We start from the raw sequence: 13,444 nt of genomic DNA on the forward strand, positions 1-13,444 counted from the left end.
TATGACTCATCGTATTGTCATCGTTGGCGGCGGCGCCGGCGGTCTGGAGTTGGCTACCCGTCTGGGTAAGACTTTGGGCAAACGTGGCACGGCCAGTGTGATGCTGGTCGACGCGAACCTGACCCACATCTGGAAGCCGTTGTTGCACGAAGTGGCGGCTGGGTCGCTGAACTCTTCCGAAGACGAACTCAACTATGTTGCCCAGGCGAAATGGAACCACTTCGAGTTCCAGCTGGGGCGCATGAGCGGGCTCGATCGCGCGCAGAAGAAAATCCAGCTGGCCGCCACCTACGACGAAGCCGGCCTGGAACTGGTGCCGGCGCGTGAAGTGGCTTACGACTCGCTGGTGATTGCCGTCGGCAGCACCACCAACGATTTCGGCACGCAGGGCGCGGCGCAGCATTGCCTGTTCCTCGACACCCGCAAGCAGGCTGAGCGTTTCCATCAGCAACTGCTCAATCACTACCTGCGCGCCCATGCCGGACAGACCGACAAGGTCGAGCAGATCAGCGTCGCCATCGTCGGCGCGGGTGCCACTGGAGTTGAACTGGCCGCTGAGCTGCACAACGCTGCGCATGAGCTGGCGGCCTATGGTCTGGACCGGATCAAACCGGAAAACATGCACATCACCCTGATCGAGGCCGGACCACGGGTACTGCCAGCACTTCCGGAACGCATCGGCGGGCCTGTGCATAAAACCCTGGAGAAACTCGGGGTCAACGTCATGACCAACTCGGCGGTCAGCGAAGTGACCGCCGACAGCTTGATCACCGCCGACGGCAAAGTGATCAACGCCAGCCTGAAAGTCTGGGCCGCCGGCATTCGTGCACCGGGTTTCCTCAAGGACATCGATGGCCTGGAAACCAACCGCATCAACCAGCTGCAAGTGCTGCCGACCCTGCAAACCACCCGCGACGAGAACATCTTCGCCTTCGGTGACTGCGCGGCCTGCCCGCAACCGGGCACCGATCGCAACGTGCCGCCCCGCGCGCAGGCCGCGCATCAGCAGGCTTCGTTGCTGGCCAAATCGCTGAAATTGCGGATCGAAGGCAAGACCTTGCCGGAGTACAAGTACACCGACTACGGCTCGCTGATCTCGCTGTCGCGTTTTTCAGCTGTGGGTAACTTGATGGGTAACCTGACCGGCAGCGTGATGCTTGAGGGCTGGCTGGCGCGGATGTTTTACGTGTCGCTGTACCGCATGCACCAGATGGCGCTGTATGGCGCGTTTCGCACGGCGATGTTGATGCTGGGCAGCAAGATCGGGCGCGGGACTGAGCCGCGGCTCAAGCTGCATTAACGCAAATCCCCTGTGGGAGCGAGCCTGCTCGCGATAGCGGAGTGACATTCAGCGCATCTGTTGAATGTTAGTGCCAATCGCGAGCAGGCTCGCTCCCACTTTTGGTCCCCATTGAATCGAAGATCTGTGTCTCACTGTATCTCCCGTCACGAATTCTCCCCTTCGCTTACAAACTCCCCCTTGCGCGACACAGTAGCGATACACCCCGCCCTTTAAATGGCCACATCCGAGCAAGGCAACTCGCCCGCTACGGTTATCGCCGCACTCACGTGGCGTCCTTTATCGAACGGTTGTGTCGTGCAACCCAGGAGTATTGAAATGTCCCGTACTACCAAAAACACAATTGGTCTGCTCGGCGCTGTTCTGGCCGGTGGCATGATGTTGTCCGGTTCCGTATTCGCTGCGCAGCCGCTGACCCAGGGCTACCTGCTGGCCTCGGCGGAACAAGTGGTGAAAACCCCTGAAGGCAAATGTGGTGAAGGCAAGTGTGGCGATGCTTCGATGGCGAAGACCGATACGGATGGCGACGGCAAGGTCTCCCGTGCCGAATTCCAGAAAGTCGCGCCGAAGTCCAACTTCGACAAGATCGACACCAACCATGACGGCTTCATCGACGAGCAAGAAGCATTCGATAACGTGAAAGCCAACTACGAAGCCAACGGCAAGAAAATGCCAAAGGGTCTGTTCGAACACCTGAAAGACCAAGACGGCGCCTGAGTCTCCAAGCGTCAAACCGCGCTTTTCCTCTGGAAGGCGCGGTTTTTTTTCGCCTGGCGGATTTACACCTGAAAGCGCTGCACCATCGTTTGCAACGAATTGGCCAACTGTGAAAGCTCGTGGCTCGAAGCGCTGGTCTGATCCGCGCCGGCAGCGGAGCGCACCGACAAATCGCGAATGTTCACCAGGTTGCGGTCGACTTCCCGCGCCACTTGCGCCTGTTCTTCAGCGGCGCTGGCGATTACCAGGTTGCGTTCATGAATCTGGTGAACCGACTCTGTGATGGTCTGCAACGCCTCGCCTGCCCGCTCGGCCAGGGCCAAGGTGCTGGCTGCACGGGTCGAGCTCGCCTGCATGGACTCCAGCGCCTGGGTTGAGCCGCTGCGCATGCCCTGGACCATTTGCTCGATTTCCTGGGTCGACTGCTGCGTGCGATACGCAAGCGCACGCACTTCGTCGGCCACCACCGCAAAACCTCGACCGCTTTCCCCGGCCCGCGCCGCTTCAATGGCCGCGTTAAGCGCCAGCAGATTGGTTTGCTCGGCAATCGCCCGGATCACATCCAGCACCTTGCCGATGTCCTGCGACTGGTTGGCCAGGGATTGCACCAACCCGCCGGTGATCTGCACATCGCTGGCGAGGGCACCGATGGCCGTGACCGTTTCGCTGACGCGCTCCTGGCCAACGTGGGCGGACTCACTGGATTGGCGCGTGGCGTCGGAGGTGGACACCGCGTTACGTGCAACCTCTTCCACTGCGGTGGTCATTTCAGTGACGGCGGTGGCAGCTTGTTCAATCTCGTTGTTCTGTTGTTGCAGGTTCTGCGTGCTGTCGAGGGTGACCGCGTTCAACTCATCAGCCGCTGTAGCCAATTGAGCCGCCGAGCCGCTGATGCCTTGCAGGGTTTCCCGCAGGTTCTGCTGCATGGTCGCAAGGGCCTTGAGCAAACGGCTGACTTCGTCGTTGCCCTGGCTTTCGATAGGGCGAGTCAGATCGCCTCGGGCAACGTTCTCTGCAGCGTGCAGTGCTTCGCCCAGCGGCTTGACGATGCTGCGGGTCAGCAGCATGGCCAGGCCAACGGTGGCCAAGGCTGCAAGGGCGATGAACAGGCTGACGATCATTCGGGACGTATCGTAATGCGCTGCGGATTTCTGGCTTTCGGCGGCGACCTGTCTGGCGAACAGATCGGCCAGGTCATTGAGCTGCTTACCGGAGCCATCGACCACAGTTTTCATGTCGATCAGTAGCAGCTTGGTCAGTTCGTCACGACGTCCCTGCTCCGCCAGTGAGAACGATTGGGCAATGCCGGCACGATACGCCGCGAAGGTGGTTTTGAACTGGTCATACAACGCCTTGCCTTCGACGGTAGTGACCAACTGGTCGTAGGCCGCAATCTTCTCGCTCAGCTCTTTGTCGCGGGTATCCATCTGGCCGCGATACACAGGAATATTCTTGGGGTCCCGATCGAGGGCCATGCGCAGGGAAATGGTGCGGATGCGCAGCATGATCTCGCGGATCTCGTCACCGCCGCGGATGCTCGGTAGCCATTGTTTCTCCACGGCCACCTCGCTGTCGCGAATACTCGACATCTGCCCCAATGCGAAAACCCCGAGCAAGGCGACCAACACGGCAATCAGGGCGAAGCCCAAGGCGGCCCGAGGTGCGATATTCAACTGACGAAGCAACATAACGAACGCCCTATTGTTGTAATGGCTTGGATAAGGGGCGTTGTTTCGGCAGTACCCCGTCGCCTCGTTATCGGCAGGTTGTACGATGACTGAAGTGTTGTTTCTCGAAGACAAAAATCGAAGACAAAAAAAATCCCCGTATCTTTCGATACGAGGATTTTTAATATGGTCGGGGTAAGGGGATTCGAACTCCTGACATCCTGCTCCCAAAGCAGGCGCGCTACCGGACTGCGCTATACCCCGGTAAAAAAAAGGCACCTTTTAAAGGCGCCTTCTGCGAACAGAGCTTTTGGCGTCTGATCTTAAGATCTGATTCCAGCGTTAACTGGTTTCAAAAATGGTGGGTCGTGTGGGATTCGAACCTACGACCAATTGGTTAAAAGCCAACTGCTCTACCAACTGAGCTAACGACCCAAAAATGGTCGGGGTAAGGGGATTCGAACTCCTGACATCCTGCTCCCAAAGCAGGCGCGCTACCGGACTGCGCTATACCCCGGTTTGAAATTGGCTCCGTGACCAGGACTCGAACCTGGGACCCAATGATTAACAGTCATTTGCTCTACCGACTGAGCTATCACGGAACTACATATTTCAATTACAACGTTTGACGCTATGTTGCACTCTCTTCGACCCGTTCGCATCGCTGCGTTCGTGTGTCTGAGGCGCGCTATTCTACAATCTTAAGCACCTCTGTCAACCCCTTAAATCGCATTCAAGTTAATGATTTGCAACTTATTTCAGATTCCTGCTTGGGGAGCAGAAACCCTTGCGGGTGACTTACTGCGGGGCGCACTTTACAAGCCTTTTCCTTTCAGTTCAACAACCTGACGAAAAAAAGGCCTCGCGATGCGAGGCCTTGTTTATTTCATTGCCGTTGCGGGTCAGGCAAATACGATTTCGTCGTTCTCCACCGTGCCGACAGCCGTATCGCCAGGCATGAAACGACCCGACAGAATCAGCTGCGCCAACGGGTTCTCGATCCAGCGCTGGATCGCTCGTTTGAGCGGCCGTGCGCCATACACCGGGTCGTAACCGACAGCGATCAGCTTGTCCATGGCCTCTGGACTGAGCTCCAGTTTCAGCTCGCGTTCCGTCAAGCGACTGCGCAGGCGACCCAACTGGATCTCGGTAATGCCCGCGATCTGATCCCGCGCCAATGGCTCGAAGATCACCACTTCGTCGACACGGTTGATGAACTCCGGCCGGAAGTGCGTGGAAATCGCATCCATCACCGCCGCACGCTGGGCCTCGCGATCACCGACCAGCTCCTGGATCTGCACCGAGCCCAGGTTGGAGGTCATGACGATCACGGTGTTTTTGAAATCCACCGTGCGGCCATGGCTGTCGGTCAGGCGCCCATCTTCCAGCACTTGCAGCAAGACGTTGAAGACATCCGGGTGGGCCTTCTCGACCTCGTCCAGCAGGATCACCGAATAAGGCTTGCGACGCACCGCCTCGGTCAGGTAACCGCCCTCTTCATAGCCCACGTAGCCTGGTGGCGCACCAATCAGTCGGGCCACGGAGTGTTTCTCCATGAACTCTGACATGTCGATCCGCACCATCGCCTCTTCGGTATCAAAGAGGAATTCTGCCAGGGCCTTGCACAGCTCGGTTTTACCGACACCGGTCGGGCCGAGGAACATGAACGAGCCGCTCGGGCGATTGGGGTCTGACAACCCGGCTCGCGAACGCCTTACCGCATTGGACACGGCGATCACCGCTTCGTCCTGACCGATCACGCGCTGGTGCAGCAGGCTTTCCATCTTCATCAGCTTGTCGCGCTCGCCTTCGAGCATTTTCGACACAGGAATGCCGGTCCACTTCGAGACGACTTCGGCGATCTCTTCCTCGGTCACCTTGCTGCGCAGTAACTGGTTCTCGCTTTTGCCGTGCTGATCGACCATCTGCAGGCTGCGCTCCAGATCCGGGATGACCCCGTATTGCAGCTCGGCCATGCGGTTCAGGTCGCCTTTGCGGCGCGCGGCTTCCAGTTCCTGACGGGACTGTTCGATTTTCTGCTGGATCTGCGCAGAACCCTGGACTTCGGCTTTTTCCGAATTCCAGATTTCTTCGAGGTCCGAATACTCACGCTCAAGACGAACGATTTCTTCCTGGAGTTTCTCCAGGCGTTTCTTCGCCGCGTCGTCGCTTTCTTTCTTCAGCGCCTGGGATTCCACCTTCAGCTGAATCAGTCGGCGCTCCAGACGGTCCAGTACTTCCGGCTTGGAGTCGATCTCCATGCGGATACGGCTGGCCGCTTCGTCAATCAGGTCGATGGCCTTGTCCGGCAGCTGACGATCCGTAATGTAGCGATGGCTGAGCTTGGCCGCGGCAATGATGGCGCCGTCGGTGATCGCCACTTTGTGGTGAACCTCGTAACGCTCTTTGAGGCCACGCAGAATCGCGATGGTGTCTTCTTCGCTCGGCTCGTCCACCAGGACTTTCTGGAAGCGCCGTTCTAGGGCCGCATCCTTCTCTATATATTGGCGGTACTCATTGAGCGTGGTCGCGCCGACGCAATGCAGCTCACCGCGTGCCAGCGCAGGCTTGAGCATATTGCCCGCATCCATCGAGCCTTCGCCTTTGCCGGCGCCGACCATGGTGTGCAGTTCGTCGATGAACAGAATGATCTGCCCTTCCTGCTTCGACAGCTCATTGAGCAAGGATTTGAGGCGTTCTTCGAACTCGCCGCGGTACTTGGCACCGGCAATCAGCGACCCCATGTCCAGGGACAACAAGCGCTTGCCCTTGAGACCGTCCGGCACTTCACCGTTGATGATGCGCTGGGCCAGGCCTTCGGCGATGGCGGTTTTACCGACGCCAGGTTCGCCGATCAGTACCGGGTTGTTCTTGGTGCGGCGTTGCAGCACCTGAATGGTCCGGCGAATTTCGTCGTCACGGCCGATCACCGGATCGAGCTTGCCTTCTTCGGCGCGCTTGGTCAGGTCGACGGTGTATTTGTCCAGCGCCTGGCGCGATTCTTCGTGGTTGGCGTCATTGACAGCCTCACCGCCGCGCAGGTTGTTGATGGCATTTTCCAGGGCTTTTTTGCTGACTCCCTGGCCGAGCAGTAACTTGCCGAGCTTGCTGTTCTCATCCATGGCGGCGAGCAGCACCAATTCGCTGGAGATGAACTGATCACCCTTCTGCTGGGCCAGACGATCAGCCTGGTTGAGCAGACGCGCCAAGTCCTGCGACATATTCACGTCGCCGGTCGGGTTCTGGATTTTCGGTAGCTGGTCGAGCTCTTTGGTCAGCTCTTTACGCAAGCTGTTGACGTCGAAACCGACCTGCATCAGCAGGGGTTTGATCGAACCACCCTGCTGTTCGAGCATGGCCTGCATCAAGTGCGCCGGCTCGATGCCGGGATGGTCAAGGCCGACGGCCAGCGATTGGGCGTCGGATAGAGCTAACTGCAATTTGCTGGTTAAACGATCTATACGCATGGGTCACCTTCCTTTTGAGCAGGCCGGACCTATAAAACATCCTGAATGAAGAAACCTGCCAGATACCGTTATAGATGCGGTCGATTCTGGGAGTTTCAAGCGTCGATCAGTTGATGCAGATCAGAGAAGTCTAGTCTTCGAGCCAGACAAGGGAGGCAAACCGACCGGTGCGAGGACTGCGGCGATAAGAAAAGAAGCGAGGGTCGGTCACGGTGCAGAAACCGCCACCATAAACAGCGGTGACACCACGCACTGCCAGACGCAAACGCGCCAGCTCATAGATGTCAGCCATGAATTTGCCAGCATTTTGGCTGGGCACAAAGGCTTTGGCCGCGTCGGACAGTTGCTGGACGAAGGTCTCGCGCACTTCGGGGCCAACTTCAAAGGCTTGCGGGCCAATGGCCGGACCGAGCCAGACCAGCACATCTTCTGGTGGCACATCGAGACTGTCGAGGGTTGCTTCAAGCACCCCCGCTGCCAATCCACGCCAACCGGCGTGGGCTGCCGCGACGCGTGTGCCGGCGCGGTCGCAAAACAAGGCCGGCAAGCAATCGGCAGTCATTGCCGCGCAGGCAATCCCGGGGGTTGCCGTCCAGCTGGCGTCGGCAGTGGCTGTGAGGCTTGGGTCCGCGTGAGCCACGGCAATGCCGTGAACCTGCTTTAACCAGGCCGGCTGAATAGAAAAATGATCGGTGAGGCGACGGCGGTTTTCGGCAACAGCTTCGGGGCTGTCGTCGACGTGATCGCCGAGGTTGAGGCTGTCGAACGGCGCCAGACTGACGCCGCCCGCACGGGTGGTCACACAGGCTTTCACCCCGGCAGGCGCAGGCCAGTCGGGAATCAGCCAGTCACTCATCCGATGAACGCCTCGCGGTCTTGCTTGAGCAGGGTCAGCAACCAGACGAAATCGTCCGGCAGTGGCGATTCCCAGCTCATGCGCTTACCGGTGGTCGGGTGATCCAGCTCCAGGAACCGCGCATGCAGGGCCTGACGCGGGAATGCCTTCAACGACTCGACCATGGTCACACTGGCTGCCGGCGGAATGCGGAATCGACCGCCGTAGGCAGGGTCTCCGACCAACGGATAGTTGATGTGAGCCATGTGCACACGAATCTGGTGCGTACGACCGGTTTCCAGCTTCACCCGCACGTGAGTGTGGGAGCGGAAACGCTCGAGCACGCGGTAATGGCTGACGGCTTGCTTGCCCCCTTCCATCACGGCCATGCGCTGGCGTTGCTGGCCGTGACGACCGATCGGCGCGTTGATCTTGCCGCCGGCCGTCACCACACCGATCACGATGCATTCGTAGATCCGGCTTACGCTGCGGCTCTGCAATTGCGTGACAAGCTGTGTCTGCGCCTGAATGGTCTTGGCCACCACCATCAGACCGGTGGTGTCCTTGTCGAGGCGATGCACGATACCGGCGCGGGGCACATTGATAATGTCCGGCACGTGGTGCAGCAAGGCGTTGAGCAGGGTGCCATCGGCGTGACCGGCAGCCGGATGCACAACCAGGCCCGCAGGCTTGTTGATCACCAGGATGTCGTCATCTTCATAGACGATGTCCAGCTCGATGTCCTGAGCGATCCATTCGCCCTGAGCTTCCTGCTCGGCAGTCAGTTCAAGAATGGCACCACCATGAACGATGTCTCGCGGGCGGATAACCGCCCCATCCACAGTCAGGCGGCCGTCTTTGATCCAGGCGGAAAGGCGCGAGCGCGAGTGCTCAGCGAATAATTGTGCGGCGACTTGATCGAGGCGTTGGCCGCCCAATTCGGACGGCACCTCTGCGCGAAGTTCAATTTTATCGGACATGCTCAGACTAGGCGTCGGCACAGCCTTTGGTTTCGGCTGCGCGCTTGTGGTTAAATACGGCGTCTTTTGCCCCGAGGCTATTCAACGGGGCGCTCATCATAACAGGACGGCCCCGCCCAAGACAGCGGCCGTCATAGGGACGCAAGCCGCCATGCAAGTGAAACACCTGCTGCTGATCGCCATCCTCGCATTGACCGCTGCTTGCTCATCGAAGGAAGTCGTAGACGAAAACCTTAGCGAAGTCGAGCTGTACCAGCAGGCTCAGACCGATCTGGACAACAATAGCTACACCGCCGCCACAGCCAAGCTGAAGGCGCTGGAGTCGCGTTATCCGTTCGGGCGCTACGCCGATCAGGCTCAACTCGAGCTGATTTACGCCAACTACAAAAACACCGAGCCAGAAGCTGCCAAGTCTGCTGCCGAGCGTTTCATTCGCTTGCACCCGCAGCATCCGAACGTGGATTACGCTTACTACCTCAAGGGTCTGACTTCCTTTGACCAGGACGTTGGCCTGCTGGCGCGCTTCCTGCCGCTGGACATGACCAAGCGTGACCCGGGTGCCGCTCGCGACTCCTACAACGAGTTCGCCCAGCTGACCAGCCGCTTCCCGAACAGCCGCTACTCGCCGGATGCCAAGCAGCGCATGATCTACCTGCGCAACCTGCTGGCCTCCTACGAGATTCACGTCGCCGACTACTACCTGACTCGTCAGGCCTATGTCGCCGCCGCGAACCGTGGCCGTTACGTGGTGGAAAACTTCCAGGAAACCCCATCGGTCGGCGACGGCCTGGCGGTGATGACCGAAGCCTACCAGCGTCTGCACCTGGACGACCTGGCAGCCACCAGCCTCGAAACCCTGAAGCTCAACTACCCGAACCACCCAAGCCTGGTGGACGGTCAGTTCAAGCCTTCGGTCGACGAAGCCGACAACCGTTCGTGGCTGAGCAAGGCCACTCTGGGCCTGATCGAATCCCGTCCGCCGCTGCCACCGGGCGAAACCCGCGCCAACCAGGACGTGCAGAAGCAGTTCCAGGATGCCAAGGACGCGATTCCGAACGATCTCAAGCCTAAAGATGCAGATGGCGACGTGATCGAAGAAGAGGAACACGAAGCCCAAGGCAACAACGAAGACCGCTCGTGGTTTAGCTACATGACCTTCGGCGTGTTCGACTGACACATCAGGTTGTGCAAAAAAGGGAGACTCTTGAGTCTCCCTTTTTTATTGCGCTGTGCGCGGCTCGGGTCCTTGGCTAAACTGCCTGTTCATTAGCTGATAAAGCCGCTCACCATGCTTCGTTTATTATTCTGGATCGCCCTGATTGCCGCTGCGGTATGGTTCTGGCGCAAGTTCAAGGCTTCGGCGTCCACGCCCAGGTCTTCCGCCGAGCGGGATGCGGCGCCCATGGTCCGCTGCGCTCATTGCGGCGTTCACCTGCCTCGCGACCGCGCGCTGAGCCTTCAACAACAGTGGTATTGCAGCCAGGCTCACCTTGAGCAAGGCCCGGGCCCAAGTGGTCGCTGAGACGTCCAGTCCCGGTGGCAAACAGGCCCAGCGACTGCTGCGCCTTTATCATCTCTACCGTTTAAGCGTCGGCATCACTCTGGTGCTGTTGATTTCCAGCAACATGGACAACCAGTTGCTGGCCTTCGCCCAGGACGACCTGCTGCGCAGTGGCAGTTGGTTGTACCTGGTGCTGAACATCTTGCTGGTGGTCTTTTGGGAGAACACCCGACGGCCGGCACAGCTTTTCGCCCTCGCACTGATCGATGTACTGCTGCTCTGCGGCCTGTTCTACGCGGGTGGCGGCGTGGCGAGCGCCATCGGCAACTTGCTGATCGTCTCGGTGGCCATCAGCAACACTTTGTTGCGCGGGCGCATCGGCCTGCTGATAGCAGCGGTCGCCGCCCTGGGCATCGTCGGCTTCAGCTTCCTCCTGAGCTTCAGTCACCCGATCAGTCCCAGCGATTACCTGCAAGTCGGCACCCTCGGCGCGCTCTGCTTTGCAGCGGCATTGCTGGTGCAAGGTCTGATCAGGCGTCTGGAAGACAGCGAAAGCCTCGCCGAACAGCGGGCCAGTGAAGTGGTTGGCCTGGAGGCGCTCAACGCATTGATCCTGCATCGCATGCGCACGGGCATTCTGGTGCTGGATGCTCAACGGCGGGTGCAACTGGCCAATCACAGCGCCTTGATTTTGTTGGGGCAGAAAAACCTCGACGGTCGGTTGATCGACGATTATTCGCCGACATTGGTCGAACGCCTTCAACTGTGGTTCACCAATCCGTCGTTGCGCCCGCAAAGCCTGAAAATTGCCAGCAGTGGCCTCGAACTGCAGCCCAGCTTCATTGCGCTGGACCAAAGCCCGAATCATCAGACCCTGGTGTTTCTCGAAGACCTTGCCCAGATCGCTCAACAAGCGCAGCAGCTGAAACTCGCCGCACTCGGTCGATTGACCGCCGGCATCGCCCATGAAATCCGTAACCCACTGGGTGCCGTTAGTCATGCCGCGCAATTGCTGCGCGAGTCTGAGGAACTGAACGGCGCGGATCGGCGTCTGACGCAGATTATCCAAGACCACTCTCAGCGAATGAATCGGGTTATCGAAAACGTCCTGCAACTGTCCCGCCGCCAGCAAACCGTACCGCAACGGCTTGATCTGAAGCCGTGGCTTGAGCACTTCGTCGCCGAAACCCGCGAAGGGGCGACCGAGCACCAGCTGATTCACCTGCGCATCGGCTCGGGCGACTTCAAAACCCTGATGGACCCCAATCAACTGACTCAGATTCTCGACAATCTGTTGCGCAATGCCTGGCGCCATAGCGCCCTGAATCACAACCTGGCGCAGGTCTGGCTCGAGTTGTTTGTCGACCCCGACAGCCAGTTGCCGATGCTTGAAGTCCTGGACAACGGCCCCGGCGTGGCACCGGACCAACAGACGCATTTGTTCGAACCGTTCTTCACCACCAGTAGCCAGGGCACTGGCCTGGGGCTTTATCTGTCCCGTGAGCTGTGCGAAAGCAATCAGGCCCGCCTAGACTTCAAACCACGCCAAGGCGGCGGCTGCTTTCGCATTACTTTTGCTCACGGACGGAAACAAAGTTGAATACGAGCCCTCAGCCCAAAGTCCTGATCGTCGACGACGAACCGGATATCCGCGAACTCCTGGAAATCACCCTGGGACGGATGAAACTCGATACCTACAGTGCCCGCAACCTTGGAGAAGCCCAGGCGTTGCTGACGCGGGAAACTTTCGACCTGTGCCTGACCGACATGCGCCTGCCCGACGGCACCGGCCTTGAACTAGTGCAGTACATCCAGCAGCGTTATCCACAAGTGCCGGTGGCGATGATTACCGCCTACGGCAGCCTCGAAACGGCCATCAACGCCCTCAAGGCAGGCGCCTTTGACTTCCTGACCAAACCGGTCGACCTGACACGCCTGCGCGAACTGGTCAGCAGCGCCCTGCGCCTGGCGGCACCGGGCGGCGCCAGTACCGCTATCGATCGCCGGTTGTTGGGCGACTCAGCACCAATGCGCAACCTGCGTAAACAAATCGACAAACTCGCCCGTAGCCAGGCACCGGTCTACATCAGCGGCGAATCCGGCAGCGGCAAGGAATTGGTCGCCCGGTTGATTCACGAACAGGGTCCGCGGGCGAATCAGCCGTTCGTCCCGGTCAACTGCGGGGCGATTCCGTCGGAGTTGATGGAAAGCGAATTCTTCGGTCATCGCAAAGGCAGTTTCAGCGGCGCCATCGAAGACAAACCCGGGCTGTTCCAGGCCGCCCATGGCGGCACACTGTTTCTCGACGAAGTGGCTGATCTGCCATTGGCAATGCAGGTCAAACTGCTCCGGGCCATTCAGGAAAAAGCCATTCGCAGTGTCGGCGGGCAGCAAGAAGTGGTGGTCGATGTGCGCATTCTTTGCGCCACCCACAAAGACCTCGACGCCGAAGTCAGCGCCGAACGCTTTCGCCAGGATTTGTACTACCGGTTGAATGTGATCGAGCTGCGCGTCCCGCCGTTGCGCGAGCGCCGCGACGACATCGAGCCGCTGGCCAGTCATGTGCTCAAGCGTCTGGCGGCCGGCAGCGGCGAACCCGCCGCAAAACTCCACCCACAGGCCCTCGATGCGCTGAAAAGCTACCGTTTCCCGGGCAACGTGCGGGAACTGGAGAACGTGCTGGAACGGGCTTATACCCTGTGCGAGAACAAACAGATCGAAGCCAGCGACTTGCGGCTGGCCGAAGGCAACTGCACGGCAGAGAACGGCGTGCCGGACCTGACGCAGATCGACAACCTGGAAGACTATCTGGAAAACGTCGAACGCAAACTCATCCTCCAGGCGTTGGAGGAAACCCGCTGGAACCGCACGGCGGCGGCTCAGCGGTTGAATCTGTCGTTCAGGTCGATGCGTTATCGACTCAAGAAATTGGGGCTGGATTGAAGGCCCCATCGCGAGCAGGCTCGCTCCCACAGGG

Annotated in this window: 10 protein-coding genes and 4 tRNA genes; 6 read left to right on the forward strand and 8 right to left on the reverse strand. The window is 59.2% G+C overall.

What is annotated here, in order from left to right; all coding sequences use genetic code 11:
• The first annotated feature begins 1 nt into the window (after nucleotide 1).
• Both ACRC4F_RS12535 and ACRC4F_RS12540 read left to right on the forward strand, forming a co-directional pair.
• Nucleotides 2-1,300 carry an NAD(P)/FAD-dependent oxidoreductase gene (locus ACRC4F_RS12535; RefSeq protein WP_438659585.1) on the forward strand — a complete coding sequence of 433 codons (1,299 nt, stop codon included), beginning with the start codon at nucleotides 2-4 and terminating at the stop codon, nucleotides 1,298-1,300.
• 318 nt (nucleotides 1,301-1,618) lie between these two features.
• Complete coding sequence (locus ACRC4F_RS12540) at nucleotides 1,619-2,017, forward strand: HvfA family oxazolone/thioamide-modified RiPP metallophore (RefSeq protein WP_438659586.1); 399 nt, start codon at nucleotides 1,619-1,621, stop codon at nucleotides 2,015-2,017.
• 62 nt (nucleotides 2,018-2,079) lie between these two features.
• Here ACRC4F_RS12540 and ACRC4F_RS12545 read toward each other — a convergent pair whose 3' ends face one another.
• From ACRC4F_RS12545 to rluD, 8 genes are all read right to left on the reverse strand, one after another.
• Nucleotides 2,080-3,705: a methyl-accepting chemotaxis protein gene (locus ACRC4F_RS12545; RefSeq protein ID WP_438659587.1), complete on the reverse strand. Its 1,626-nt coding sequence runs from the start codon at nucleotides 3,703-3,705 to the stop codon at nucleotides 2,080-2,082.
• Between the two features lie 166 nt (nucleotides 3,706-3,871).
• Nucleotides 3,872-3,948 (reverse strand) — tRNA-Pro (locus ACRC4F_RS12550).
• 95 nt (nucleotides 3,949-4,043) lie between these two features.
• A tRNA-Lys gene (locus ACRC4F_RS12555) sits at nucleotides 4,044-4,119 on the reverse strand.
• Nucleotides 4,120-4,124: 5 nt separating this feature from the next.
• A tRNA-Pro gene (locus ACRC4F_RS12560) sits at nucleotides 4,125-4,201 on the reverse strand.
• 9 nt (nucleotides 4,202-4,210) lie between these two features.
• A tRNA-Asn gene (locus ACRC4F_RS12565) sits at nucleotides 4,211-4,286 on the reverse strand.
• Nucleotides 4,287-4,586: 300 nt separating this feature from the next.
• Nucleotides 4,587-7,151, reverse strand: coding sequence for an ATP-dependent chaperone ClpB (gene clpB / locus ACRC4F_RS12570; protein WP_438659588.1), 2,565 nt, complete (start codon nucleotides 7,149-7,151; stop codon nucleotides 4,587-4,589).
• A 130-nt stretch (nucleotides 7,152-7,281) separates the two neighbouring features.
• Nucleotides 7,282-8,007, reverse strand: a complete 726-nt coding sequence (gene pgeF, locus ACRC4F_RS12575; protein WP_438659589.1) for a peptidoglycan editing factor PgeF — start codon at nucleotides 8,005-8,007, stop codon at nucleotides 7,282-7,284.
• Nucleotides 8,004-8,966: a 23S rRNA pseudouridine(1911/1915/1917) synthase RluD gene (rluD, locus tag ACRC4F_RS12580; protein ID WP_007942311.1), complete on the reverse strand. Its 963-nt coding sequence runs from the start codon at nucleotides 8,964-8,966 to the stop codon at nucleotides 8,004-8,006. The genes pgeF and rluD overlap by 4 nt, the downstream gene beginning before the upstream one ends.
• A 151-nt stretch (nucleotides 8,967-9,117) precedes the next feature.
• On the opposite strand from rluD, the gene ACRC4F_RS12585 reads away from it, so the two are divergent.
• From ACRC4F_RS12585 to ACRC4F_RS12600, 4 genes are all read left to right on the forward strand, one after another.
• Nucleotides 9,118-10,140 carry an outer membrane protein assembly factor BamD gene (locus ACRC4F_RS12585; RefSeq protein WP_438659590.1) on the forward strand — a complete coding sequence of 341 codons (1,023 nt, stop codon included), beginning with the start codon at nucleotides 9,118-9,120 and terminating at the stop codon, nucleotides 10,138-10,140.
• Nucleotides 10,141-10,254: 114 nt separating this feature from the next.
• Entirely contained in the window at nucleotides 10,255-10,488 is a 234-nt protein-coding gene (locus ACRC4F_RS12590; protein ID WP_438659591.1) for a PP0621 family protein, read from the forward strand.
• Nucleotides 10,478-12,067, forward strand: coding sequence for an ATP-binding protein (locus ACRC4F_RS12595; RefSeq protein WP_438659611.1), 1,590 nt, complete (start codon nucleotides 10,478-10,480; stop codon nucleotides 12,065-12,067). The genes ACRC4F_RS12590 and ACRC4F_RS12595 overlap by 11 nt, the downstream gene beginning before the upstream one ends.
• Nucleotides 12,064-13,410 carry a sigma-54-dependent transcriptional regulator gene (locus tag ACRC4F_RS12600; protein WP_438659592.1) on the forward strand — a complete coding sequence of 449 codons (1,347 nt, stop codon included), beginning with the start codon at nucleotides 12,064-12,066 and terminating at the stop codon, nucleotides 13,408-13,410. The genes ACRC4F_RS12595 and ACRC4F_RS12600 overlap by 4 nt, the downstream gene beginning before the upstream one ends.
• Nucleotides 13,411-13,444 lie beyond the last annotated feature (34 nt).

This window comes from Pseudomonas sp. (assembly GCF_051660785.1).
Classification (GTDB): domain Bacteria; phylum Pseudomonadota; class Gammaproteobacteria; order Pseudomonadales; family Pseudomonadaceae; genus Aquipseudomonas.